Here is a 24,654-nt window from a genome sequence, read left to right on the forward strand (position 1 = left end):
GAGTGCTCCGCAACTGCCGTTATGGACCTGCTAAACGGCGGTTGCGGAGCACTCGATGAGGGGTAGGAACCCTTAGGCGTAGGCGTTCACCAGTCGGACTGCGCCGCCGTCAACACCCTTGGCGCCCTGGACGTAGTCCGGGCCGGTCTTGACGATTGCGTCCGAGTTCTGTTCCACCGTGCCCATGATCCAGGACGGCAGGCCGCGGTCGTTGAGGCGGTTCACGGCGGCGTCGGCGGCTTCGGGGGACACGATTGCCACCATGCCCACACCGAGGTTCAGCGTGCGCTCGAGGTCGGCCAGCGGGACGTTGCCCAGTTCCGAGACCAGTTTGAAGATGGCGGGCAGTTCCCACGTGGCGCGGTCCACCGTGGCGATGAGGCCCTGCGGGAGGACACGGGCCAGGTTGGCTGCGAGGCCCCCGCCGGTGACGTGGCTGAAGCCGTGGACGGCCTTGCCGGCTGCGGAGCCGTTCACCGGGAAGGTGCGGGCCAGGTCCAGGCAGTCGGCTGCGTAGACGCGGGTGGGCTCGAGCAGTTCCTCGCCCAGCGTGCGTCCGAGTTCGGAAACCTGGCGGTCCAGGGCCCAGCCGGCGTGGTTGATGACGCGGCGCACCAGGGAGTAGCCATTGGAGTGCAGGCCGGAGGAGGCCATGCCGATCACCACGTCGCCGGCGCGGACACGGTCCGGGCCCAGCAGGGCGTCGGCCTCGACCACACCGGTGGCGGCACCGGCCACGTCGTATTCGTGCTCGCCCAGCAGGCCCGGGTGCTCGGCGGTTTCGCCGCCCACCAGGGCGGTACCGGCCACGGAGCAGGCTGCTGCAATGCCGCGGACGATGTCCGCGATGCGCTCGGGAACAACCTTGCCGCAGGCGATGTAGTCGGTCATGTAGAGCGGCTCGGCGCCAACCACCACGATGTCGTCCACCACCATGCCCACGAGGTCGAACCCGATGGTGTCATGGATGTCCATGGCCTGGGCGATGGCCACCTTGGTGCCCACGCCGTCCGTGGATGTGGCCAGCAGGGGGCGCTTGTAGGTGAGGAGCTTCGAGACGTCGTAGAGGCCGGCGAAGCCGCCGACGCCACCGATCACCGAGGAATTGTGGGTGGCCTTGACGGCGTCCTTCATCAGTTCAACGGCGCGGTCTCCCGCTTCGACGTCTACGCCGGCAGAGGCGTACGTGATGCCGCGGGCTGTCTCTGAGGAGTTACCGGCGGCGGGTGATGCGGAAGTCATACGGACTCTTTCTTGTCAGAGGTCAGACGGTCAGCGTCGGTCAGCAGGTTCTCGAACTCGGCGTCCGGTCCCGGATCGCAGCCCGTGGCGCCCGGCTTGCCGGCCGGGTCCTCGTCCGCGTCAACAGCAACCGCCGCACCAGCCGGAGCGGCGGCGGATCCTGCGGCGGCGGATCCTGCGGCGGCGGGCAGCCCGCCGAGGTCCGTGCGCTCCAGCAGGTTCTTGCCGAGCTTGTCCGCGCCGGGAAGCTCGATGGGGTACTGGCCGGTGAAGCAGGCAGTGCAGAGACGTTCGCGCGGCTGCCGCGTGGCGTCGATCATGCCGTCTTCGGAAATGTAGGCGAGCGAGTCGGCCCCGATGGCCTGGGAGATTTCCTCGATGGTGGCGCCGTTGGCGATCAGCTCCGCGCGGGAGGCGAAGTCGATGCCGTAGAAGCAGGGCCACTGCACCGGCGGGGAGGAGATCTTCACATGCACGGAGGCGGCGCCGGCCTCGCGGAGCATCCGGACGATGGCGCGCTGGGTGTTGCCGCGGACGATCGAGTCATCCACCACCACAACGCGCTTGCCGCGGATGACGGACTCGAGGGCGTTCAGCTTGAGCCGGATGCCCAGTTGGCGCAGCGTCTGCGACGGCTGGATGAACGTGCGGCCCACGTAGGAGTTCTTGACGAAGCCGTGCGCGAACGGGATGCCGGATTCCTCAGCGTAGCCCACGGCGGCGGGGGTGCCGGACTCGGGGACCGGGATGACGATGTCCGCTTCCTGGGTGTTTTCGCGGGCCAGCTGGCGGCCCATCTCCACGCGGGATTCGTACACGGAGCGTCCCGCGATGGCGGCGTCCGGGCGGGCGAGGTAGACGTATTCGAAAACGCAACCCGCCGGCGTCGGCTCCGCAAAGCGCTGGGACCGCACGCCGTCTTCGTCGATGGCGATGAACTCGCCGGGTTCGATTTCACGGATGAAGCTGGCACCAACGGTGGCCAGGGCCGACTGCTCGGAGGCAACCACCCAGCCGCGTTCCAGCCGGCCGAGGACCAGCGGGCGGATGCCATAGGTGTCACGCGCGGCGTAGAGGGTGCCCTCGTCCATAAAGACGAAGCAGAAGCCGCCCTTGATCTTGGGCAGCAGCTCAATGGCGGTCTGTTCGAGGGACTTGCCCTCTTCGCCCTCCAGCAGTGCCGTGACCAGGGCGGTGTCCGAGGTGTTGCCCTGCTTCATTTCGCCGCTGAGCTGGCCGCCGTTGCGCTCAATGATCATGGCGTTGAGCTCGGCGGTGTTGGTGAGGTTGCCGTTGTGGGCCAGGGCCACGGTACCCGTGGCGGTTGCGCCAAGCGTGGGCTGGGCGTTGGCCCAGTGGCTGGCGCCGGTAGTGGAATAGCGGCAGTGGCCGACGGCCAGGTGCCCGGTCAGGGTGTTCAGCGTGGTCTCGTCGAAGACCTGGGACACGAGGCCCATGTCCTTATAGACGTTGATCCGCTTGCCGTCGCTGGTTGCTATGCCAGCCGACTCCTGACCGCGGTGCTGCAGTGCATACAGCCCGTAATAGGTGAGTTTTGCTACCTCCTCACCTGGTGCCCAGACCCCAAAGACGCCACAAGCGTCCTGAGGGCCTTTTTCGCCAGGGAGAAGATCATGAGAAAGTTTTCCATCGCCGCGTGCCACTGGTCGATTATCTCACGTGATGGGGTAGGACTTTTCCGGGCGCCCGTTTATGACTGACTGCCGGCCGTGGTGCCGTTGCCGGCGCCGTCGGCCGGATCGCTGCCGGGCCCGGTTTCCGGAACGGCTTCGACGACGGCGTGTTCGGCGCGCCGGACGCTGAGCCGGTCCAGCAGGAGCGCGACAATTGCGCCCAGAATCACGCCGCCGGCGCCGAAAAGAACCAGGAAGAAGCCGAAGACGGAGCTGGGTTCGTAACTCGGGTCCCCGGGCAGCGCAAACGCAATGACCCCCGCCACGATGATGCCCACGAGGCCGCCCAGTATGAGGAACGGCACGTATTTGGGCGCCCGGCGGACGGTGATTTCGCGCCGCTCGGCGGGGGTGTCTTCAGAAGCCATGCCTTCTAGCCTACTGCCCGGGGATTTGGTTGGGTTAGCTGCCGCGGTACGTCGAGTAGGCGAACGGGCTCAGGAGCAGCGGCACGTGGTAGTGCTCGCCGGCGTCGGACACGGAGAACACCAGGTCCACCTCCGGGAAGAAGGTGGCCGTGCCCAGGCCCTCGTAATAGGCCCCCGTGGCGAAGTTCAGCCGGTACGTCCCGGCGGGGAGGAGCTCCGGACCGAGGTCCTTCGCCCTGCCGTCGCCATCGGTGGTGCCCGAAGCAACGAGGTTCCAGCCGCCGCCGTCGCGCGCGTAAAGCCCGACGGCGACGCCGGCGGCCGGGCGCCCGGCCCCGGTGTCCAGGATGTGGGTGGTCACCTGTGAAACGGTCATTCGCTGATCACTCCTTCGAGCCGGAGCAGGGCGATTTCGCGCAGCTGCTGGGCCACTATGGCGTCTTCTTGGTCGGGGGTGTGGGTAAGCCGTTCGTGGAGCGCAGCCAGGATTTCCGGGGCGGTGCGTCCTGCGGCGCGAATCAGGAAGACCCGGCCGAACTTCTCCTCGTAGGCGCGGTTCCCCTCGGCCAGTGCCGTGGTCACGTCCGTGTCCGCCGGATCCACTCCGGCCTGCTCCGAACGGGACATGGATGCCTCGGTAGTGGCGGCCGTGGGCCGTTCCCCGATCCGCGGGTGGTGCGCCATTGCGGACTCCACCTCGTACGGTGTGAACGGGGCGGCCGCGTCGCGGGCGAAGTCCAACAGGGCCTGGCTGCTGGCGAACGGCCGGGCGTCCGCGATCTGGTCCACCCAGCGCTGGACATCGATGCAGGGGCGAAGTGCCGCGGTGACTTCCGCGCGGTCCGCCCCGTTGAATACGGCAAGCTGCATGCTTGTTCATCCCTCGTGCAAATGCTGGCATCCATGGCGTCGGCTATGCGGAAAAGGGAGTGCCCCGCTGCAGTTGTGCGCTGTGGCTCCATACTGGCCGCAACAGCTGCGCTGCATTCCACATCATGGAACTGTTATTTCAGCATGCGTAATAGTCAACCGGAGCTTCAGTACCGGTGTCAAGAGATTACCGCACCCCGGATGGAAGCCACCGGCTCCGCTAGACTCCTGCTGGGGGGACCGCGGCGCCTCGGCCGGCTGTCCTGAACTGGGGAAGGACCTTAATGGCTCATACCGACGCGCGCAGTTTTCCTGATACCGACCTGAAACGTCGTTCAGTGCTCGCGGAGTACGGGCTGCTTCCTGATGGTCCGGATTCGGTAGCCGCCGCAGAGGTTCCTTACGCCGCCGCGGACACTCCCAGCGCCAGCGCCGCGCGGGCCCTGAATTTCCTGGTGGACCTGGCCGCCAAGCTCTGCGGTGTGCCCTTCGGCGTGGTCAACATCATCACCCCCGCACAGCAGGTCCAGCTGGCGGCAGCGGGGCTGGAACCCGGACTGTGCGCACGTGAGGACTCGATGTGCGCCAAGGTTTTCCAGCAGGACCTCACCACCGTCGTGCCGGATGCCGCAGCCGATCCGAGATTCGCGGACAACCCCTTTGTGACCGGCGAAATCGCGCGCGTCCGCTTCTACGCCTCCGCGCCACTGCGGACCGGTTCGGGTTTCGCGCTCGGCTCCCTGTGCGTGTTCTCCGATGTGCCGGCGGGAATCTCCGCCGAACAGATCGCCATGCTGGATGTCCTGGCGGCGCAGGTCGTGGAAGTGCTGGAACTGCAGCACCGGACGCTGCAGCTCCACCAGGCCCTGGCCGAACTGGAGAGCAGCAACCGCAAGCTCGCCGAATTCGCCGGCCGGGTCAGCCACGACCTGCGCATCCCGAGAGCGCCCGGGTTCAGGCCTGCGCCGGGGATGCCCCGCCGAGGCGGGCCGTGACGCGGTCCGCGGCTGCCTTGCAGGACTCCCCGAGGCGCTGCAGCGTGTCCGGGGATACCCGGAAGCGCGGCGCAGGGATGAGGACCGCCGCCACGATGTCGCCCCGGTGGTCGAAGACGGGGGCGGCCAGACCCACTTCGTCCAGTGAGGATTCGCCGTAATTGGTGGCCCAGCCGCGCCGGGCGACGTCGCCCAGCCGGATCAGGTAGGCCTCGAGGCTGGTGTCGTCCAGGCCCGGATAGGAAATTTCGCCGCTCTTGAGCAGCACGCGTACGCGTTCGGCGGGTTCCGCGGCGAGGAAGACCTGGACGGAGGCGCTGAGCGCATCCTTGTACCGGGCGCCCAGCGGGGTGGTGTGCTTGATCTGGTGATGGCTGGCGATCTGTTCGACGCACATCGATTCGGACCCGTTCCACACCATGAGCGCGCTGGTTTCGCCGGTCTGCTCGGTGAGTTCGCGCAGGACGGGGTACGCCACACGCCGCTCCTCGAGTTCGGCCAGCAGAGGGCCGGCGACGGCGATGAGGCCCAGGCCCAGGCGGAACCTGCGGGTCTCCGGATCGCGCTCCACCAGGTGTTCCTGCTCGAACGTTGCCAGGATGCGGGAAACGGTGCTTTTGTGCAGGCCGACGCGGTTGGCGATCTCCGTGACGCCGAGGAGTGGCTCGTCGGCGGTAAAGCTTCGCAGTACTGCGATGGCGTTGACGATGACGGACGTGCCCTTGGCGTCGCCGTTGCTGCTGGTTTCGGGAGCTTCTGCAGAGGTCATGGTGTGCACCATCATTCCGTATGTGAGCCGGAAAGCGGCGCCACGGAGGACGTGGCGCCGCTTCCGGCAGGGTCAGGTTGTGGTGCCGTTATGCCCCGATGATGTTGTATTCCGGACCGAACGGGAACTTGGTGATGTTCTCCGCGCCGTCCTCGCCGACCACCAGGATGTCGTGCTCGCGGTAGCCGCCGGCACCGGGCTGGCCGTCCAGGACCGTGATCATCGGTTCCATCGAAACCACCATGCCGGGCTCAAGGACGGTGTCGATGTCCTCGCGGAGCTCCAGCCCGGCTTCCCGGCCGTAGTAGTGGCTGAGGACGCCGAAGGAGTGCCCGTAACCGAAGGTCCGATTGGCCAGGAGGCCGTGTCCGACGTAGATCTCATTCAGTTCGGCAGCGATGTCCTTGCAGACGGCGCCGGGCTTGATGAGTTCGAGGCCGCGCTTGTGGACCTCCACGTTGATGTTCCAGAGCTCCAGCGAGCGGGCATCCGGTTCGCCGTAGAACAAGGTGCGTTCCAGGGCCGTGTAGTAGCCCGAGGTCATGGGGAAGCAGTTCAGCGACAGGATGTCGTGTTCCTGGATCTTGCGGGTGGTGGCCCAGTTGTGTGCGCCGTCCGTGTTGATGCCGGACTGGAACCAGACCCAGGTGTCCCGGATCTCGGAATCCGGGAAGGTCCGGGCGATCTCGTGGACCATGGCCTCGGTGCCGATCAGGGCGACCTCGTACTCGGTGATGCCCGCGGTGATGGCGTTGCGGATGGCCTCGCCGCCGAGGTCGCCGATGCGCGCACCGTGCTTGATGACCTCGATCTCCTCGGCGGACTTGATCATCCGCTGGCGCATGGCGGCCTGGGCCACATCCACCAGGGTGGCGCCGGAGAAGGCGGCCTGGATCTTGTTGCGGTTGTCCAGCGGCAGCGAGTCGTCCTCGACGCCGATCCGGCGGGCGTTGATGCCGCGGGTGCGCAGGACTTCCTGGATGGCGAAGATGTAATTGTCCCGGCGCCAGTCCGTGTAGACAATGTTGTCGCCGAAGCTACGGCGCCACGGCATCCCGGCGTCGATGTTGGCCGTTACGGTGACGGTGTCGTCCTTGGTCACCACCATGGCGTAGGAGCGGCCGAAGGTCGTGAAAAGGAAGTCGGAGTAGTACTTGATCGAGTGGTAGCTGGTCAGGACGACGGCGTCCAGGTCCTTCTCTGCCATGATCCGGCGCAGGCCGGCGAGGCGGCGCTCGAACTCGGTATCGGAGAACGTCAGCTTGACCTTTTCGCCGTTCTCCAGGACTTTGAGTCGCTCCAGTGCGGCGACGGACGTTGCGTTCTCGGATGCTGTGGTGGTCATGATGGTGGTGCCTTTCTGTGGTGCTGTTACTTGACGTGGAAGGAAGTCTTTATTCGTGGCGCAGCGGTTCTTTGCAGGTTTCCCTGGAGAGCGCGACGGCGATCAGGGAAATGACCGCCGCAGCGACGAGGTACCAGGCCGGCGCCAGATCGCTGGCGGTCGCGGCGATCAGCAGCGTTGCCATGAACGGGGCCGTGCCGCCGAAAAGGGCGTTGGAGAGGTTGAAGCTGACCGCGAAGCCGCTGTAGCGGACACGGGTGGGGAACATTTCGGCCAGGAAGCTGGGGAGGGTCCCGTCGTTGAGCGTGAGCATGGCGCCCAACAGGATCTGGACCAGGACGATCACCAGGAAATTCCCGGTTCCCAGCAGTGCAAACGCGGGCACGGTGAGCAGGATGAAGCTCACGGAGGCAGCGATGAGCACCTTCTTGCGTCCGTAACGGTCCGAGAGCATCCCCGTCAGGAAGATGAATCCGATGTAAGTGAGCAACGCGATGGTGGTGGCCAGGAAGGATTCAGTCTCCCCGAGGCCCAGCTCTGAAGACAGATAGGTGGGCATGTAGCTGAGGATCACATAGAAGCCGACGGCGTTCAGCAGCACAGCTCCGACGGCCTGCAGCAGCTGCCGCCAGTGGTTCCGGAACAGGCTTGAAACGGGCGCTTTGACGGCCTCGTCCTCCGCTGCCAATTCGCGGAACACCGGGGTATCTTCCAGCTTGGTGCGGATGTAGCGTCCGATGAGTCCCATCGGGGCAGCCAGCAGGAACGGCAGGCGCCAGCCCCAGCTTTGCATCGCGTCGGAACTGAGCAGGACGGTCAACAGACCCGCAATCAGTGAACCGAGGAGCAGGCCTGCTGCGGTGCTCGCGGGAACCACGGCGGCGTAGACGCCGCGCTTGTTTGCGGGGGCGTACTCGACCAGGAAGGCTGATGCTCCGGCGTACTCGCCCGAGGCTGAGAAGCCCTGTACCACCCTGATGATCAGAAGCAGGATCGGAGCCCAGATACCGATGGTGCTGTAGCCCGGAATGAGCGCTATGCAGAACGTCGCACCGGACATGATCAGGATGGAGAGGGAGAGGGCGGTCCGCCGGCCCACCCTGTCACCGATGTGGCCCCAGACGAACCCTCCGAGCGGGCGGACGAGGAAGGAAATCGCGAACAGGGCGAAAGTCAGCAGCAGCCCCGTCTGGGGATCTGAACCAGGGAAGAAGACGGTCGCGATCGTGACGGCCAGGTAGCCGTAAACGGCGTAGTCGAACCATTCGACGAAGTTGCCGATGAAGCTTGCCGCGATCACTCTGCGGCGCGTGTCCTTGCTGACGCCGTTGTCAGCAGGTTGGAAATTCTGGCCGCTCAACGTACTACGGCCGGCGCGGCTGCCTTCATGCTCGCCAGCCTGCTCCGCGCCCGGGCCTCCCGCAAGAGCGGGAAAGGAAGTTTCGTTACTCATGTATCCACCAAGTGTTAATGGTTGCATTCACCGCAACGCTGTTGCACCAGATTAGGCGTGATGTGTGACACAGTCAATAGATGCGGGCTACAAGGTTGCGAGGATGGCGCGTGTGATCGGCCGGGGACCCATATGGAGTGTGTGGGCATATGTTGCGCTTGAAGCGACTGTGTTGCGGCAAAAGCTCCCGGGGCGGTAGCCACTCCTGGCGCCGCGACGCAGCACTCGGGCGATCTATTGACACCCCCGTGTGACGCCTGACATATTTTTCAAGTACGCGCTATGTGCACCATGTTGTGTAATGCGCAATTCTGCGAAGGATTGTGTCTCCGCCGAATGCTCCAAGCGTCGGCCGGTCCGGGTTGAGGGTGTCAAGACCGCGGTCAGCGGCAACCAGCGGCTGGAAGAGGATTTGGATCCGCAGCGAGTCGGCTAGATTGGCAACGGGTGCCGTTGCCAAAGAGTCCCGCGGGGCTCAGGAAAGGAACACAGGAATCATGGTTCACAAAGTAAAGGCTGTCATTGCCAAGGAAAAGAACGCGCCGGTCTCGCTTGAGACCATCCTGGTGCCGGATCCCGGGCCGGGTGAGGCCCTGGTGGACATCCTTACCTGCGGTGTCTGCCACACGGACCTGCACTATAAGCAGGGCGGAATCACTGACGATTTCCCCATCCTGCTGGGTCATGAGGCCACCGGTGTGGTCAGCGCTGTCGGACCGGACGTCACCGACGTGGCTCCGGGGGACCGGGTGATCCTGAACTGGCGCGCTGTTTGCGGGGAGTGCCGTGCTTGCGCCAAGGGCCAGCCGCAGTACTGCTTCAACACACACAACGCCACGCAGAAGATGACGCTCGAGGACGGCACGGAGCTCACTCCGGCGCTGGGCATCGGCGCCTTCGCCGAGAAGACCCTCGTCGCCGCCGGGCAGTGCACCAAGGTTGACGAGGACGCCGATCCCGCCGCCGTCGGGCTGCTCGGTTGCGGAGTGATGGCAGGCATCGGCGCCGCCATCAACACCGGTGAGGTCAAGCGCGGCGAATCGGTCGCCGTGATCGGCTGCGGCGGTGTGGGCATCGCCGCCATCGCCGGCGCCAAGCTGGCCGGCGCCACCACGATCATCGCCGTGGACATCGACGCCAACAAGATCGAGATGGCGAAGTCCCTCGGTGCCACCCACGGGGTGGATTCCAGCAAGGAAGACCCGATCGAGGCCATCCGGGCGCTGACCGGCGGCAACGGTGCCGACGTCGTGATCGAGGCCGTAGGCCGGCCCGAAACGTACAAGCAGGCGTTCTACGCCCGCGACCTCGCCGGCCGTGTGGTGCTGGTGGGCGTTCCGACGCCGGACATGTTGCTTGAGCTGCCGCTGCTGGATGTCTTTGGCCGCGGCGGATCCCTGAAGTCCTCCTGGTACGGGGACTGCCTGCCGTCCCGGGACTTCCCGATGCTGGTGGCGCAGTACAAGCTGGGCAACCTGGACCTGGACGCGTTCGTCACCGAACGCATCACCATCGACCAGGTGGAAGAGGCCTTCGGCAAGATGCACGAGGGCAAGGTGTTGCGGTCCGTCGTGGAGATCCGCCCGGCTGCCGCGACCGTCACGTCCGCAGAGGCTGTCACGGCGGTGTCCGCATGAGCGTCGCCATCGAAAACCTGGTCACCTCGGGGACGTTTTCGCTCGACGGCGGTACCTGGGACGTGGATAACAACGTCTGGGTCGTGGGGAACGAGGAAGAATGCGTCATCATCGATTCCCCGCATGACGCCGCGGCGATCATCAACCAGGTCCGTGGCCGGAAGGTCCTGGCCATCCTGCTCACGCACGCGCACAACGACCACATCGGCGCCGCACGTGCCGTGGCGGAAGCCGTGAACGCGCCGGTCTACCTGCACCCTGACGACCTGATGCTCTGGGAGCAGGTCTATCCGGATGCCAAGCCGGACCGTTACCTGGCCGACGGCGACGTGTTCCAGGTGGGCGGGGCGACCCTTCGGGCGATCCACACGCCGGGCCACTCGCCGGGGTCCACCTGTTTCCACCTCGAGGAGGAGGGCACGGTCTTCACCGGGGACACACTGTTCAACGGCGGACCGGGCGCCACCGGCCGGTCCTACAGCGACTACCCGACCATCCTCACCTCCATCCGCGAACGGCTGCTGACGCTGCCCGCACGGACAGTGGTGCGCACCGGCCACGGCGACGGCACCACTATCGGGGCGGAGCGGGAGACGCTGGCCAGGGTCAGCCAATGAAAGGCGTGCCCCTGAAGTTCGGCAGGCAGCCGGCTCCCGTTGCGGACATCAACGAGGACGAACTGGAAGTCCATAAGCCGAAGACGCAGGCGGCGGGCGTGAAGGCCGTGATGGTGGCGCTGGAGCGTGCCGTGGCGCAGGCCGGGGTGTCCCGGACGGCCCAGTCGCTGCTGCGCCTGAACCAGCGCGGCGGCTTCGACTGTCCGGGCTGCGCGTGGCCCGAATCGGACAAGAAGCGCAAGGTGGCCGAGTTCTGCGAGAACGGCGCCAAGGCGGTGGCGGAGGAGAACACCCTGCGCACGGTCGGGGCGGAGTTTTGGGCGAGGCATTCCATCGCGGAGCTGAGGGGGAAGACCGAGTACTGGCTGGGCAACCAGGGCAGGCTCAGCGAGCCGGTGGTGATCCGCGAAGGCGAGACGCACTATTCGCCGATTTCCTGGGCGGACGCTTTCGAACTCATCGGCGAGCATGTCCGTGCCTCCACGCCGGACCGTTGCGTCTTCTACACCTCGGGGCGCACAGCCAACGAGACGGCGTTTATGTACCAGCTGTTCGCCCGGGCACTGGGCACCAACAACCTGCCGGACTGCTCCAACATGTGCCATGAATCCTCCGGTTCGGCGCTGAATCCGACCATCGGCATCGGCAAGGGCACCGTCTCGCTGGACGACATCCACGACTCCGAGCTGATCTTTGTGGTCGGGCAGAACCCCGGCACGAATCATCCGCGGATGCTCTCGGCGCTGAAGGAGTGCAAGGACAAGGGCGGCAAAGTCGTGGCGGTGAACCCGCTGCCCGAGGCCGGACTGTTCAACTTCAGGGACCCGCAGACCGTTTCGGGTGTGGTGGGCGGCGGCACGCCGCTGGCCGACGAGTACCTGCAGATCAAGGTGGGCGGTGACCTGGCACTGTTCCAGGCCCTCGGCCACCTGCTCCTGGCGGAGGAGGAACGGAACCCCGGCACCGTCGTCGACCGCTCCTTCATCGACGCGCAGACGGACGGCTTCGACGCGTACCGCGATGCCCGCAAGACGCTGGACTGGGACGAAATCGAGAAGGCCACCGGCCTGGCCCGGGCGCAGATCGAGGACGTCGCCGGAATGCTGATCCGGTCCAAGGCCACGATCTTCTGCTGGGCCCTCGGCGTGACGCAGCAGCCGCACTCGGTGGACACCATCAAGGAAATGGTCAACGTCCTGCTCCTGCAGGGCAACTTCGGCAAACCCGGGGCCGGGGCCTGCCCGGTCCGCGGGCACTCCAACGTCCAGGGCGACCGGACCATGGGCATTTGGGAGAAGCCCAAGGAATGGCTCCTGGAGGCCCTCGACAAGGAGTTTGGAATCCAGTCCCCGCGCGGCCACGGCGTTGACGCCGTGGAGGCCATGGAGGCCTTTGAGCGCGACGACGTGGATGTCTTTGTGTCCATGGGCGGCAACTTCTCGCTGGCCTGCTCCGACACGGAGATGCTGGAGGCCGGGATGCAGCGGATCGGCCTGACGGTGCACGTGTCCACCAAGCCGAACCGTTCCCACGTGGTGCACGGGCGCACCTCGCTCATCCTGCCCACGCTGGGCCGGACGGACAAGGATGACAAGCACCCGGGCGGCGCCCAGTTCCTGTCCGTGGAGGATTCCATGTCCGTGGTTCACTCCACCCAAGGCAGGCTCCAGCCGGTCTCCGAGCACCTCCTCGCCGAACCTGTAATCATCGCCCGGATGGCAGATGCCACCTTCGGCGAGGACCATCCGGTCAACTGGAAGGCCATGGCCGCGGACTATGACGTCGTCCGGGATCACATCTCCCGCGTCATCCCGGGTTTCCAGGACTTCAACGCCAGGGTCCGGACCGGGAACGGCTTTGTGCTGCCCAATCCGCCGCGCGACACCCGGTCCTTCAAAACGGACATCGGGCGGGGACGCTTCACGGTCAGCCCGCTGGAATACCTGACTCCGCCGGACGGCCACCTGGTGCTCCAAACGATGCGCAGCCATGACCAGTACAACACCACGTTCTACGGCTTGGATGACCGGTACCGCGGGATCTCGGACGGCCGCCGGGTGATTTTGGTGCACCCCGAGGACCTCACCGAGCTCGGTTTCCGTGACCGGGACCTGGTGGACGTGGTGAGCACCTTCCGCGGGATCGACCGGCAGGCGGACAAGTTCCGGCTGGTGGCCTACCCGACGGCGAAGGGCTGTGCCGCTGCGTACTTCCCCGAGGCCAACGCCCTGGTCCACAAGGAAAACGTGGCCAGGGAATCCAACACCCCCGGGTTCAAGGCCATGTTCGTCCGGTTCGTGCCGCACGAGGCTGAGGCCTAGTCCTTCGTGGGCATCCTGGCCTTCTGCACCAGGTCGGACATCCAGGGGCGGGTTCCGTGGTGGAGGACCATGCCCTCGGGCAAACCCTGGATGGTCGCTTCGGAGCCGGAAACGTCGATGGTGATGCGGCCGCCGGCCATGGGCGCGTTGGTGATGTGGAGGTCCCCGTAGGATTCCGGCAGCACGGGGTCCATCCACAGCCCGCCCTCGGAAACGTGGGGGTTGTAGCGCATCAGGTTCGTCACGAGATAGATCGGCGTGGTGGCCGCCCATGCCTGGGGCGAGCACGCGGTGGGGTAGGGCACGGGAGCGGTGAAGTGCTGCCGGTCGAAGCCGCAGAACAGTTCGGGCAGCCGCCCCTCCGAATACCCGGCCGCGTCCAGCAGGGCCGTGGAGATCCGCTGCGCCTCCTCCACGAACCCGTAGCGGAGGAGGCCGGCCTGGATGATCGCATTGTCGTGCGGCCAGACCGAGCCGTTGTGGTAGCTGGCAGGATTATAGGCGCCCATATCGGTTGCCAGGGTCCGCACTCCCCAGCCGCTGAACATTTCCGGTGACATCAGCCGTTGCACCACCAGCGGCGCCTTGTCCTCGTCGATGATGCCGTTCCACAGGCAGTGGCCCATGTTGGACGCGCATGCATCGACCTGACGCTTGTTGCCGTCCAGCGCGATGGCATAGTAACCGCGCTCGGGCATCCAGAACTGTTCGTTGAACTGTTTCTTCAGCCGTGCCGCGCGGTCCCGGAGGTCAGTGGCCAGAGCCTCGTCACCGGCGTCGTACGCCAACCACGACCTCGCCATGTACGCGCCGTAGACATACCCCTGCACCTCGCACAACGCGATCGGCCCCTCGGCCATGCGGCCGTCGGCGAAATTGACGCCGTCCCACGAATCCTTCCAACCCTGGTTGATCAGGCCCCGTTCGTTGAGGCGCGCGTATTCGACGAACCCGTCGCCGTCGCGGTCCCCGTAGTTCCGAATCCATTCCATCGCCCGGTCCGCATGGGGCAGCAGCGCGGCAATGGTCTCCGCACCAAAGCCCCAGCGGCTCACCTCGCCGAGGACTATCAGGAACAGCGGCGTGGCGTCGACGCTGCCGTAGTAGGACGACTTTCCCCCCAGCGCCAGCCCGCTGGAGACGTCGAGCCTGACTTCGTGCAGGATCTTCCCGGGCTCCTCCTCGCTCATCACATCCACCGCCTTGCCTTGGCGGTCGGCCAGCGTCTGCACGGTGCCCAGGGCGAGGGACGGGTCTACAGGCATCGACATGATGGAGGCAAACAGCGAGTCGCGTCCGAAAAGCGTCATGAACCAGGGCGCACCGGCAGCCACGACGATCCGGTCCGGGTGCCGCGGATCCTCAATCCGCAGGGCGCCCAGGTCGTCGTAACTGCGGCGGATGGTCCGTTCGATGGAGCGGTTGCCCATGTGCAGCACGGGAATCTTGGACACCCATGCCTGCCGCCGCAGGTCGCGGGGGGACAGTTCACCGGCAGCAGAGTGGGCGAACGGCTCAGCGGGGCCCGTACCGTCCACCTTGGGTACAACGCTGACCCAGGTGTTCCACTCTCCGTGCGGCGGGATGACCGTCCGGTAGGTCAGGGCCTCCGCTTCGATGTCGGCGCCACCTGCGTTGACGACGACTCCTTTTCGGACATCCTCCCAGGCAGCCCGGATGGTCAGCGTGTCACCGTCCGGCTCGCGGTTTTCTTCCCAGCGCCGCTGGATCCGGGCCTCCTTGACCTCGAAGAGGTCCGCGAAATCGGCTTCAACACTCAGTTCCACCACGCACTCTGCCGCGTCGGACGAGTAGTTCCTGATGGTGATCACTTCCAGGATTCCCGCACCGACTTCCCGCAGCCGCTCCACGATCAGCGGGCTGTCCGCGTACCCGTCCGAACGGGGCACACGGCCTGCAAACAAAGCGCGGTACGGCTCCTTCGTCTCCGCCGCCAGCGGCTCGATGGACTGGCCGTTGACGGTCAGGTTCCAGCGGGACAGGATCCGGGTGTCCTCATGGAAAACCCCGTGAGGGTGTTCCGGATGGATGTCCCCGTTGGCCGAAGAGATACAGAATGATGAACCTTCCACCAGCGTGACGGTTCCGGACCCCAATGGCCCGGCAGCTGTATCCGCGTTCCATCCGGCCATCGCCGACTCCTTCAGTGGATTGACACCGCTGAGGCGGCGCCCGGCCACAAATGTGGCCCTGCCGCAATCCAGCGACGCCGCCCTTTGTCTGTCTAGATGACGCTACGCCTAGCTACACCGTGATGCCAGATCTCGCGTTGACTCGTAAATAACCTCCGCGAAGGGGGATACGTTGCCTCATTAATAATCCTCCGGCTGGGCCGGCTGTTGCGGGCGGATGCTTACGGGGTTACGCCGGGTGGATGGGATTGACGATGGCTGAGCGGAAGGCCGTGACGAAGCAGCCGGCCAGGTCCTATCGGGCCGGTGACAGGGTCCGGAAGGGAAGGATCCTGGACGAGGTCGTGGAGCTGACCGGCTGGCATCGGGACCATGCCAGGGCGGTGCTTCGGCACGCTCTTGACCCTCCCCGTCCCAAACCGGTGAGACCTGGCCGGAGACCCGTATACGGCGCGGATCTGCAACCCGCTCTGGTGCTCTGCTGGGCGGTGCTGCGGGCGCCGGCCGGGAAGTTGCTGGCAGCCATAATGCCCGAGCTCGTCCCGATGCTGCGCAATGAGAAGGCCCTGGACATCACGGATGCCCAGGCGGAGTTGCTCGGGCGGATGAGCGCGGCGACGATCGACAGGCGCCTGGCCGGGGAACGGGCCAAGCTGCTGCCGCGTGGACGGTCCCACACCAAACCCGGATCGCTGCTGAAGTCCCAGATTCCGATCCGCACCTGGGCGCAGTGGGATGACGCGGTTCCGGGCTTTGTGGAGATCGATCTGGTCGGTCACGAAGGGTCGAACAGCTCCGGGCAGTTCTGTTTCACGCTCACGGTCACGGACATCGCAACCGGGTGGACGGTGAACAGGTCGGTGCCCAACAAAGCCCAGAAGCACGTCTTCGCTGCCCTCAAGCAAGCTATCTCTGCCTTCCCGTTCCCGGTAATCGGCATCGATTCGGACAACGGTGGGGAGTTCATCAATAACGACCTTTTCGACTTCTGCCAGGAACAACGGATCACGTTCACCCGCTCACGCCCGTATAACAAGAACGACGGGGCCCACGTCGAACAGAAAAACTGGTCCAGGGTCCGCGAACTGGTCGGCTACCTGCGATACGACACCGCCGCGGAACTGGATCTGCTGAACCAGATCTGGGAGCTGGACCGTACCTTCACCAACTACCTGCTTCCGCAACAAAAGCTCGTCTCCAAGACCCGCCACGGGGCCAAAGTGACAAAGACCCATGATGCGCCGGCCACCCCGCACCAGCGCACCGCCGCCGACTCTCGTACTGACAAGAAGGCGGTAACCCGCATGAACACCGAATACCGGAAAGTGAAGCCAGCGGCGCTGTCCCGGCAGATCCTATCCCTCACCGGCCGGCTCGAAACCCTCGCCACCGCCAAACAGCCTGCACCGGCCAAACCACCCGTGAACGAGGACTGGAACCGCCGACCCAACCGGAGGTTTTCCAAAGACGCAACGTATGCCCCTTCCCGGAGGTATTGACATGAGGCAACAGAGTGGACCCGCGGCCGGGTCTTGAGCCAATCCTTGCATTGGCTTGAGCCGATGCTGAGCTGCTTTCGCGACACTCGAAGGGAACAGTTCAAGGAAGATCTTGTCCGCGCACTGGGGATGGTGAAGGTCCGCATGGAAAATATTCAAGTCGGCGAAAAGCTGCTGGGCGAAGCCCTGGCGCGCGCCGCCGTCCAGCTGTTGAGGCAAAGCCCCGAGTACCGGAGGCGTGCCCTCCACTACGTGAAGCACTCGTGGAAGGTGTACTCCCTGTCCCGTGCCCTGGCCAAAGCCCTCGAAGACTCCTGGGAGGCCTCCAGCTGGCCTGGCGACCGGCTCCAGGTCGGAACGTACATGTCTGAACGGGTCGAAAAGCTCACGCGGCTTATTCAGCGTGAAGCCAGAACCTACGCGGCGGGCTAGCCGAAAAGACGGTCAGGACCACCTGACGCCATTGCTGCGCGCTATTGGGATGATCGGGTCACTGCCCGCAGCTGGAGGTAATCCGGGGCGGTGGCTGCACGATGCACGCAACCGACGGATGTTCCGTATGGGCCGCAACCACCTTGGAGGCCAGGAGGATCCAGCCCGGGTGTTGCAGCGTTCGGTGCTGCCGGCAGGATCATGAGGATGACGACCGCCGCCGATGCGCCAATTGTTTTCAGCCCTTGGAAGAGCGAACGTGCAACGTCTGCAGATTCATTGATGGTTTCCGCGATGTGGCCCAAGGGACAGTGAGGCGGCGATGACAGGATTTCGAGGATCCGGACAGCGGTGAGTGGCGAGAGCGCCGCCGGCAGGAGGCCCGGGTTCAGGAAAGCTTGCATTCTGGAACGGACACCACGTAAACCCCGGAGTGCCACCCGGCAGTTCCGGCACGTGCGGACGTGTCCGTCGACTTTGGCCTGGCCTGCCGCCGTGGTGCGGTCGAGGGCGGATTCGGCCAACATCCGCAGCATGGAGTCGCAGCCGCGGCTTTCGGAGTCGCGCAGAAAAACCAGGAGATAGGCCTCACGAAGTCCTTTGCGGGCACGCCGGAGGAGGGCGGAGAGTGCGTTGGGCGCGACGTCGAGAAGTGGCGCGGCCTCGCGCGGCTTCAGTCCTTCGATCTCGACATACCACAGGACTCTTTGCCAGCGAAGGGGGAGAGTCGCGAAGGCCTCCGCGACGAAGTCGTGTTCCTTGGAGCCGTTGAGGAGTCCGTCAGTGTTCTGGCCGTCAGCCAGCTCGATGATTCGCCCTGACGGATGCTCGGCGGACGCATGGCGGTCACATGCCGCCGTGCGGACAGCCCTCAGGAGATATGGTCTGACCGGGCCGTCTGGCCCTTTTCCGCGTCGCATGGCGGTGAGGGACTTAAGGAATGCCGTGGCGGCGACATCCTCGGCATCATGTGACGATCTGCTCAGCACGTTGGCATAAGCCAAGGCCGATTCCCAGTGGGTACTGAACAATTCCAGAACGGCCCCGGTCTTGCCTTCCCGGCAGTCCTGCACGAGCCTCGCCTCAGCTTCTGCCGCGGCGGCTCCCGCATCCGCCGACGCGCCGTCCGGCGGGGTTGCGGCGGCCTTCACAGCACTGCCCGGCTCACGGAAACGACACGTGATTGACGGCAAAGGGTGGGCATAGTGACTCCGGGCGGACGACGAATTCCTGCTGGCGCGGAAATGTGGTAGCGCTCACATAATCACCTAATGAAGGGCTCAGGGCGTTTTGGTCATAAAAAACATGAACAAGTCGGCGCGTGACGGTGGCGGCCTCTACCCGCGGTGCTCCGACCCGCGGTGCTCGGACTCGGATGGGGCCTGCCTGTCCTCGCGGCCGATCGAAGCCAGCAACAGGTCCAGGGAACGCAGGACCCCGCCGGTACGCCTTAGGGTGAGAACCGGGTCGACCGGGCTTGATCCCGCACTGGCCGCGGCGACGTAGTCAGCCCACTCACGGTTCAATTGCTCGAACTCCCGCCGGCCCACAGTTAGGGTCAGCCGCCCGTCAGGTCCTTCCGACATACCGAACACCCCCCAATTACTGCGTATGCTGATTGGTCCCCAATTTACCGGTCAGCGGCGATCAGGCTTCCCGACAGGCCCCGGGATCCCGTGCAGGAACGGCCCGCCGCAGTGGCGCTGCTGCCAGCCGCAAACGAATCGGCGGCCACGATCTTCCAGTCGGCAATTGTTTGGCGGGTGCTGGCGGGGCACGCGGCCGGTGCGGGCCGGAGCGGGCAGCGGAAATCGGCAATACTTCACTGAACCCCGCCTGCCTCTTTCAAGATCGGCAGACCAGCCAGCCAGGCGTGGTGATTCCTGGCATGCCGGCCGAGTGGACGGCTATACCGTGATGTTCTTCCGGCGGTGGCAAGGCTCAGGCCTTCCTGCTTCAGGGCTTCCTCAATGTCACGGATGCTGCCGATCCCTAGGCCGTGAATCTCGTTCTTTAGATCCTGCCGCGAGCGTGCAATGAGCTGTCCGATGCTGTTCACGCCGTGCCGGGCGAGGCCGTTTGCTGCCCGTGAAGGCAGGCGCAGCTCAGATATGGGACGAGCCCGCTGCAGCTCAATCGAACGCGTTGACAAAGTCTTCTGGCCGTCCGGCATCACAAGAATCCTTCCGCAGTAATCAGGATCCCGCCGCGACGGCGGAATCACCCGGAGTTCTAACCGTGCTGCCCGGAGTCCGTGACGGAGAACTGCGGGCCGGACAACTGTGCGCCGGGCCCCTGGACCCGGATCTGCCACCTCCTGCAAACGCTTTCACAACAATTTCGGTTTCCGCGTCATGAAACAGGCCCGCCCGCGGTAAATGGGGTGAGGCGCTTGCAGCGCGTTCTCGCTTTTCGGCATCGAGGGCAGGCAACCACATGGAAACAATGGAGCACGTTTCACCGGGGGGCGGGCATCTGCGCCGTGCAGCCGACGAGCCGTCCGGCGGTATCCGGGGCGATGAATCGGATTTGATTGCCGGCGTCCGGGCCGGGGACGCAGAGTCCATGGCGGTGCTGTATGAACGGCACCGCGAGCCGGGGCTGCGGTTCATCCGGGGTCTTATGTCCGGCGCCCAGGAGGCCGAGGATGTGCTTCATGACGCGTTCGCCAAAGCTGTTGGCGCAATCAGGAACGGCTACGGGCCTACGGACGTGTTTGGCCCGTATCTGAGCACCGCAATCCGTTCCGTGGCTATGACGTTCTGGAACAAACGTGTTCGTGAGCAACCTGCACCCGACGAAGTCCTGGATCCGGGACCTGTCGAGGACCAGGGACTCGAGACGGTCCTGACTGCGTTCGAACAGGAACACGTCGCCGCTGCGATGCGTTCCCTGCCGGAACGCTGGCGGACGGTGCTCTGGTACGCCGAGGTCATGGGCGAGAAGCCACGAAACATAGCACCGATCCTGGGCCTCGAACCCAATGCGGTATCCGCGTTGCTCATCCGCGCCAAGGCGGGGCTGCGCACCGCGTACGAGCAACAGAGCGGATCGGAACTGAGTTAGGCTCACTGGCCTGGATCGATCTCACTGGCCTGGATCGATGCGGGCTCTGGCCGATTCTGGCTCGGATCGATGCCGGCGAAACTCCTCAGGCTGTGGGCTTCAAGTCGGTGAGATCCACGATGCTCCCGGTGACTGCTGCTTCCCGCATGGCCCAGATCCCGGCAATTGCGACGTCCTCATACGCGTAGGCCACCGAAGTGAGCATCACCTCACCATCCTCTGCGACCAGTCGGAACCTGAAGCAGTCGTCCTCGTCCATAAACAGTTCGAACAAAGCGGCCATGGGTCGTTCTCCTAACGTAATGCGAGCGTTCACAACGCAGGGTATTAACCGCATGAAGAGGTGATCGTGACGGCGGCCCCGGCCCCGTTGACCTGTTTTAAACCGAGAACGACGGCGACACTCCGGACTCGCCGGTGTGTCGCCGTCGTTGTGGCGCAAAAAGGGGTCAGGACGGTGCGCTGGAGCGTTAGCCGCGCAGCCGCTCCATGCCGGGATCGAACAGCGGTTCGGCCGTGACGGTCGCCGCGATGCGCTCACCGAAGTACTCCACTTCCACGGAATCACCGACGGAGACAGCGGCCGGCAGCCAGGCGTAGGCAATCGGCTTGCGCACCGAGTAGCCGTACGCCGCGCTAGTGACGTACCCCGCGGCTTCACCGTTGACGTACACGGGTTCCTTGCCCAGCACCACGGACGTCCCGTCGTCCACGGTGAGGCACCGCAGCGCCCGGGTGGCCGGCTGTTCCTTGCGGGCGGCCAGGGCCTCGCAGCCCACGAAGCCTTCCTTGTCCTTGGCAATCGAGAAGCCCAAGCCGGACTCGTAGGGGTGGTGCTGGGAGGTCATATCGGTGCCCCACAGCCGGTAGCCCTTCTCCAGCCGCATGCTGTTGAATGCGCCGCGCCCGGCCGCGATGATGCCGTGTTCCCGCCCGGCTTCGAAGAGGAGGTCCCAGAGTTTCAGCCCGTATTCCGCCGTGGTGTAGAGCTCCCAGCCGAGCTCGCCGACGTAGGAGAGCCGCATGGCCGTGACCGGGATGCCGCCCACCGAGATTTCTTTGGTCCGGAAGTATTTCAGGCCATCGTTGCTGAGGTCGTCCCCGCTGACCTTGCCGATCACTTCACGTGCCAGCGGCCCCCACAGCCCGATGCAGCACGTGCTGCCCGTGATGTCGGAGACGTGCACCCACTGGGCGGGATCCGCGGCCGACTGCTTCCTGGCCTCGACCCGCAGGTAGTCGAAGTCCACGTTGCTGTTAACGCCCAGCTGGAAGTGTTCCTCCGCAAGGCGGGCGACGGTCACATCGCTGCGGATGCCGCCGTCGTGCTCCAGCAGCAGGCAGTACGTCACGGCGCCGGGCTTCTTGGCAATGTTGCCGGTGCTCAGGCGGTGCAGCAGCGCCTGGGCACCCGGTCCGTTGACCTCCAGCCGCTTCAGCGGCGTCATGTCATAAAGCCCGACGGCGGTGCGCGTCTTCCACGCCTCGGCCGCCGAGATGGGGGAGTGGAACATGGCGGACCACTCGTCCCGCTCCGGCGCCTGCCATTCCGCCGGCAGCTCCTCGAGCAGGCCGCGGTTGGCCTCGAACCAGTGCGGGCGCTCCCAGCCGGCGGACTCCAGGAAGAACGCTCCCAGCTCCTTCTGCCGGACGTTGAACGGGCTGACGCGCAGGTCCCGGGGGGATTCCTTGGACTGCAGCGGGTGCAGGATGTCGTAGATCTCCACGAAGTTCTGCTGGGACGTTTCGCTGACGTACTGGTCGCTGGTCTGAACCTTCTCGAAGCGGGTCAGCTCACAGCCGTGCAGGTCGGTGCGGGACCGGCCCTCGATGAGCAGCTCGGCCATGGCCCTGGCGACGCCGGCCGAGTGGGTGACCCAGACGGCCTCGGCCACGAAGAAGCCCCCGACGTCGGGGGACTCGCCCATGAGCGGTCCCCCGTCGGGAGTGAAGGAGAAGATGCCGTTGAAGCCGTCCTCGATCTGCGCCCGGTGCAGTGCGGGCAGGAGGTCCTGGCTGTCATTCCACGAAGGAGCGAAATCTTCGAGGGTGAAGTCCAGCCGGGATGGCATGCGGTGCTCGGACATCTCGCCGGCGCCGATCTTCGGCAGCGCGTCCATGTCGACGGGCATGGGGCGGTGGGCGTAGCTGCCGATGCCAATCCGGTCGCCGTGTTCGCGGTAGTAGAGATCGCGGTCCTGGTAGCGCAGGATGGGCTTGCTGGCGCCGTTGGGCATCTCGTTGTTGCCGGCGAGCTCGGCCACCGGCGTGGATTTGACGTATTGGTGGGCAAGGGGAAGCAGCGGTACCTTCATGCCCACCATCTTGCCGAGCTCGCGGCCCCAGAACCCGGCGCAGGACACCACGATGTCCGCCGGGATGACACCGGAGGAGGTTTCGACGCCGGTGACCCTGCCCGCCCACTGCGCGATGCCGGTGACCGTGGTGGAACCGAGGTAGGTCACCCCGGCCTCCTGGGTCCGGCTGATCAGGAGCTGGACCGCACGGGCGGCTGAGGCGAGGCCGTCGGAGGGCACGTAGAGACCGCCGAGGACCTTGCGGCCATCGGCAAAAGCGCCGCTGTTCAACAGCGGCCAGTGCTTCTCGCATTCGTCCGCGTCGATGAGCCGGCCGTCGATTCCCCAGGAGGTGGCGTAGCCGAGCTTGCGCTTGAGATCCTCGAGGCGGGCTTCGGTGGTGGCCAGCTCCAGGCCCCCCACCTGGTTGAAGCAGGACACTCCGTTGGCGCTGAGGGAGAGCAGCTTGTCTACGGTGTAGCTGGCGAACTCCGTCATGGTCTTGGACGGGTTGGTCTGGAAAACCAGGCCGGGGGCGTGCGAGGTGGATCCACCCGCCAGTTCCAGCGGCCCCTGTTCGACAACCGTGACGTTGGTCCAGCCCCGGTTGGCCAGTTCATCCGCAAGGTTGGTCCCGACGATGCCGGCGCCAATGATGACGACGCGTGGTGATGCGCTCATAAGTAGTTCTCCTGGTTCGCGTTAGCGGAATACGACGGTGCGGGTGTTGTTGAGTAGGACGCGGTGCTGGCAATGCCACTTCACAGCCCGGGATAGGGCCTGTGATTCGGCGTCCCGGCCCACGGTCACCAGGGCGTTCGGATCGAGGCTGTGGTCCACGCGAAAAACCTCCTGCTCGATGATGGGTCCTTCGTCCAGGTCGGGCGTCACGTAGTGTGCCGTGGCACCGACCAGTTTCACGCCGCGGTCGTAGGCCTGGTGGTAAGGCTTAGCGCCCTTGAAGCCAGGCAGGAACGAATGATGGATGTTGATTGCCCGGCCGCGCAGCTGGGTGCACAGTTCGTTGGACAGGACCTGCATGTAGCGGGCCAGGACCACAAGGTCCACATCGTACTCGGCAACGAGGTCCAGCAGCCGCCCCTCGGCCTCCGCCTTTGTGCCGGGGGTCACCGGAACATGGATAAAGGGCAGACCGGCGGTTTCGGCCATGGAGCGCAGGTCCTCATGGTTTGAAACCACGAGGGCGATCTCCGCGCCCAGGCTGCCAGCCTGCGAGCGGAAGATCAGATCATTGAGGCAGTGCCCGAACTTCGACACCATCACCAGGAGCCGCTGGGGCTTGCCGTCGTGGATGGTGAAGTCCATGCCGAATTCGCTGGCTGTCGCTTCAAACTCGGCGCTCAGGCCTTCCGCGGCCTGGCCAAGCTCCGCACGTGCCCGGTCGCCGGAACCGGAGCCGCCCCCCGTGAAGGCCGTGCGCAGGTAGAGCTTGCCGCTGACGTGGTCATCGAACTGCTGATGCTCCACGATGTCGAACCCGCGGTCGGCCAGGAAGGCGGTGACAGCCCGCACGATGCCGGGCCGCTCGGGGCAGGCCAGGGTAAGGACAAATTCCGCCGGACGGGTCTTGGAGATGGTCGTCGCGGCGCCGGCAACCGCCGTCACTGGTCCGGTCGCGGCGCCGGCGGGGCGGCTTTCAATGAGTGTGGTCACGATTCTCTCCTAGTTGCTGGCGTCGGCTTTGCTGGCGTCACTGCTGCCGCTGTCACTGTTCGCAGCATCGCCGGGGCAGCGAGCGTCGGCGGAACAGCGCTCGTCGCATTCATGCCTGGTGACCAGTTCGAATTGGACGCCGCCGTGTTGTTCCACGCCGGTGCGGATGGCGCGTTCGACGACGGTTGTGGCGAGTCGCTGCCGCAGGGCGAGGGGGTCGCG

21 protein-coding genes and 2 pseudogenes are annotated in these 24,654 nt (G+C 65.4%); 7 read left to right on the plus strand and 16 right to left on the minus strand.

Annotated elements, in window-relative coordinates; all coding sequences use genetic code 11:
- Positions 1 to 72: 72 nt before the first annotated feature.
- Genes purM through uraD form a run of 5 tightly spaced genes read right to left on the minus strand, consistent with a single transcriptional unit; the run spans position 73 to position 4,174 of the window.
- Positions 73 to 1,242: a phosphoribosylformylglycinamidine cyclo-ligase gene (gene purM / locus AB0N24_RS11830; protein WP_214949532.1), complete on the minus strand. Its 1,170-nt coding sequence runs from the start codon at positions 1,240 to 1,242 to the stop codon at positions 73 to 75.
- Positions 1,239 to 2,906, minus strand: a complete 1,668-nt coding sequence (gene purF, locus AB0N24_RS11835) for an amidophosphoribosyltransferase (RefSeq protein WP_364124022.1) — start codon at positions 2,904 to 2,906, stop codon at positions 1,239 to 1,241. The genes purM and purF overlap by 4 nt, the downstream gene beginning before the upstream one ends.
- 47 nt (positions 2,907 to 2,953) lie before the next feature.
- On the minus strand, positions 2,954 to 3,304 hold the full coding sequence (locus AB0N24_RS11840) for a hypothetical protein (protein WP_364124025.1): 351 nt from the start codon (positions 3,302 to 3,304) through the stop codon (positions 2,954 to 2,956).
- Positions 3,305 to 3,338: 34 nt separating this feature from the next.
- On the minus strand, positions 3,339 to 3,680 hold the full coding sequence (gene uraH, locus AB0N24_RS11845; RefSeq protein WP_364124028.1) for a hydroxyisourate hydrolase: 342 nt from the start codon (positions 3,678 to 3,680) through the stop codon (positions 3,339 to 3,341).
- Positions 3,677 to 4,174, minus strand: a complete 498-nt coding sequence (gene uraD / locus AB0N24_RS11850) for a 2-oxo-4-hydroxy-4-carboxy-5-ureidoimidazoline decarboxylase (protein ID WP_364124031.1) — start codon at positions 4,172 to 4,174, stop codon at positions 3,677 to 3,679. The genes uraH and uraD overlap by 4 nt, the downstream gene beginning before the upstream one ends.
- A 284-nt stretch (positions 4,175 to 4,458) precedes the next feature.
- On the opposite strand from uraD, the pseudogene AB0N24_RS11855 reads away from it, so the two are divergent.
- Positions 4,459 to 5,115: pseudogene (locus tag AB0N24_RS11855) on the plus strand (GAF domain-containing protein); the annotation flags it as partial.
- Between the two features lie 13 nt (positions 5,116 to 5,128).
- Here AB0N24_RS11855 and AB0N24_RS11860 read toward each other — a convergent pair.
- The 3 genes from AB0N24_RS11860 to AB0N24_RS11870 form a co-directional block, all read right to left on the minus strand.
- The gene (locus tag AB0N24_RS11860; protein ID WP_364124034.1) at positions 5,129 to 5,938 is read right to left on the minus strand and encodes an IclR family transcriptional regulator; all 810 of its coding nucleotides are present in this window, start codon (positions 5,936 to 5,938) and stop codon (positions 5,129 to 5,131) included.
- Positions 5,939 to 6,026: 88 nt separating this feature from the next.
- Positions 6,027 to 7,283, minus strand: coding sequence for an aminopeptidase P family protein (locus tag AB0N24_RS11865; protein ID WP_364124037.1), 1,257 nt, complete (start codon positions 7,281 to 7,283; stop codon positions 6,027 to 6,029).
- Positions 7,284 to 7,332: 49 nt separating this feature from the next.
- Entirely contained in the window at positions 7,333 to 8,736 is a 1,404-nt protein-coding gene (locus tag AB0N24_RS11870; protein ID WP_364124040.1) for an MFS transporter, read from the minus strand.
- Between the two features lie 497 nt (positions 8,737 to 9,233).
- Between AB0N24_RS11870 and AB0N24_RS11875 the strand changes: the two genes are divergently transcribed.
- From AB0N24_RS11875 to AB0N24_RS11885, 3 genes are read left to right on the plus strand one after another with little or no spacing between them, the layout of a single operon-like run.
- Entirely contained in the window at positions 9,234 to 10,373 is a 1,140-nt protein-coding gene (locus AB0N24_RS11875) for an S-(hydroxymethyl)mycothiol dehydrogenase (protein ID WP_364124043.1), read from the plus strand.
- Entirely contained in the window at positions 10,370 to 10,990 is a 621-nt protein-coding gene (locus AB0N24_RS11880; RefSeq protein ID WP_364124046.1) for an MBL fold metallo-hydrolase, read from the plus strand. The genes AB0N24_RS11875 and AB0N24_RS11880 overlap by 4 nt, the downstream gene beginning before the upstream one ends.
- Positions 10,987 to 13,311, plus strand: coding sequence for an FdhF/YdeP family oxidoreductase (locus tag AB0N24_RS11885; protein WP_364124049.1), 2,325 nt, complete (start codon positions 10,987 to 10,989; stop codon positions 13,309 to 13,311). Before AB0N24_RS11880 ends, AB0N24_RS11885 begins: the two co-directional genes overlap by 4 nt.
- Here the strand turns inward: AB0N24_RS11885 and AB0N24_RS11890 are convergent.
- Positions 13,308 to 15,464, minus strand: a complete 2,157-nt coding sequence (locus AB0N24_RS11890) for a glycogen debranching N-terminal domain-containing protein (protein ID WP_364124052.1) — start codon at positions 15,462 to 15,464, stop codon at positions 13,308 to 13,310. The two genes, AB0N24_RS11885 and AB0N24_RS11890, sit on opposite strands and share 4 nt — an antisense overlap.
- A gap of 254 nt (positions 15,465 to 15,718) precedes the next feature.
- Between AB0N24_RS11890 and AB0N24_RS11895 the strand changes: the two genes are divergently transcribed.
- Both AB0N24_RS11895 and AB0N24_RS11900 read left to right on the plus strand, forming a co-directional pair.
- On the plus strand, positions 15,719 to 16,963 hold the full coding sequence (locus AB0N24_RS11895; RefSeq protein ID WP_364124055.1) for a transposase family protein: 1,245 nt from the start codon (positions 15,719 to 15,721) through the stop codon (positions 16,961 to 16,963).
- 144 nt (positions 16,964 to 17,107) lie between these two features.
- On the plus strand, positions 17,108 to 17,395 hold the full coding sequence (locus tag AB0N24_RS11900) for a hypothetical protein (protein ID WP_364124058.1): 288 nt from the start codon (positions 17,108 to 17,110) through the stop codon (positions 17,393 to 17,395).
- 41 nt (positions 17,396 to 17,436) lie between these two features.
- On the opposite strand, the gene AB0N24_RS11905 is transcribed toward AB0N24_RS11900, so the two are convergent.
- From AB0N24_RS11905 to AB0N24_RS11915, 3 genes are all read right to left on the minus strand, one after another.
- Complete coding sequence (locus tag AB0N24_RS11905; RefSeq protein WP_364124060.1) at positions 17,437 to 18,546, minus strand: sigma-70 family RNA polymerase sigma factor; 1,110 nt, start codon at positions 18,544 to 18,546, stop codon at positions 17,437 to 17,439.
- Positions 18,547 to 18,732: 186 nt separating this feature from the next.
- Entirely contained in the window at positions 18,733 to 18,981 is a 249-nt protein-coding gene (locus tag AB0N24_RS11910; RefSeq protein ID WP_364124062.1) for a hypothetical protein, read from the minus strand.
- Between the two features lie 236 nt (positions 18,982 to 19,217).
- Positions 19,218 to 19,568 (minus strand): DNA-directed RNA polymerase subunit alpha C-terminal domain-containing protein, encoded by a 351-nt coding sequence (locus tag AB0N24_RS11915; protein WP_364124064.1) that lies wholly within the window; start codon positions 19,566 to 19,568, stop codon positions 19,218 to 19,220.
- A 263-nt stretch (positions 19,569 to 19,831) separates the two neighbouring features.
- Here AB0N24_RS11915 and AB0N24_RS11920 point away from each other — a divergent pair, with 263 nt between their 5' ends.
- Positions 19,832 to 20,461 (plus strand): sigma-70 family RNA polymerase sigma factor, encoded by a 630-nt coding sequence (locus AB0N24_RS11920; RefSeq protein ID WP_364124067.1) that lies wholly within the window; start codon positions 19,832 to 19,834, stop codon positions 20,459 to 20,461.
- Positions 20,462 to 20,546: 85 nt separating this feature from the next.
- Here AB0N24_RS11920 and AB0N24_RS11925 read toward each other — a convergent pair whose 3' ends face one another.
- The 4 genes and pseudogenes from AB0N24_RS11925 to AB0N24_RS11940 all read right to left on the minus strand — a co-directional run.
- Entirely contained in the window at positions 20,547 to 20,744 is a 198-nt protein-coding gene (locus tag AB0N24_RS11925) for a DUF1508 domain-containing protein (protein ID WP_364124069.1), read from the minus strand.
- Positions 20,745 to 20,931: 187 nt separating this feature from the next.
- Positions 20,932 to 23,439 (minus strand): FAD-dependent oxidoreductase, encoded by a 2,508-nt coding sequence (locus AB0N24_RS11930; protein WP_364124071.1) that lies wholly within the window; start codon positions 23,437 to 23,439, stop codon positions 20,932 to 20,934.
- Between the two features lie 21 nt (positions 23,440 to 23,460).
- Positions 23,461 to 24,384, minus strand: coding sequence for a formyltetrahydrofolate deformylase (purU, locus tag AB0N24_RS11935; protein WP_364124091.1), 924 nt, complete (start codon positions 24,382 to 24,384; stop codon positions 23,461 to 23,463).
- Positions 24,385 to 24,441: 57 nt separating this feature from the next.
- Positions 24,442 to 24,654: pseudogene (locus tag AB0N24_RS11940) on the minus strand (BCCT family transporter); the annotation flags it as partial.

It is taken from the genome of Arthrobacter sp. NPDC093128 (assembly GCF_040683875.1).
GTDB lineage: Bacteria > Actinomycetota > Actinomycetes > Actinomycetales > Micrococcaceae > Arthrobacter.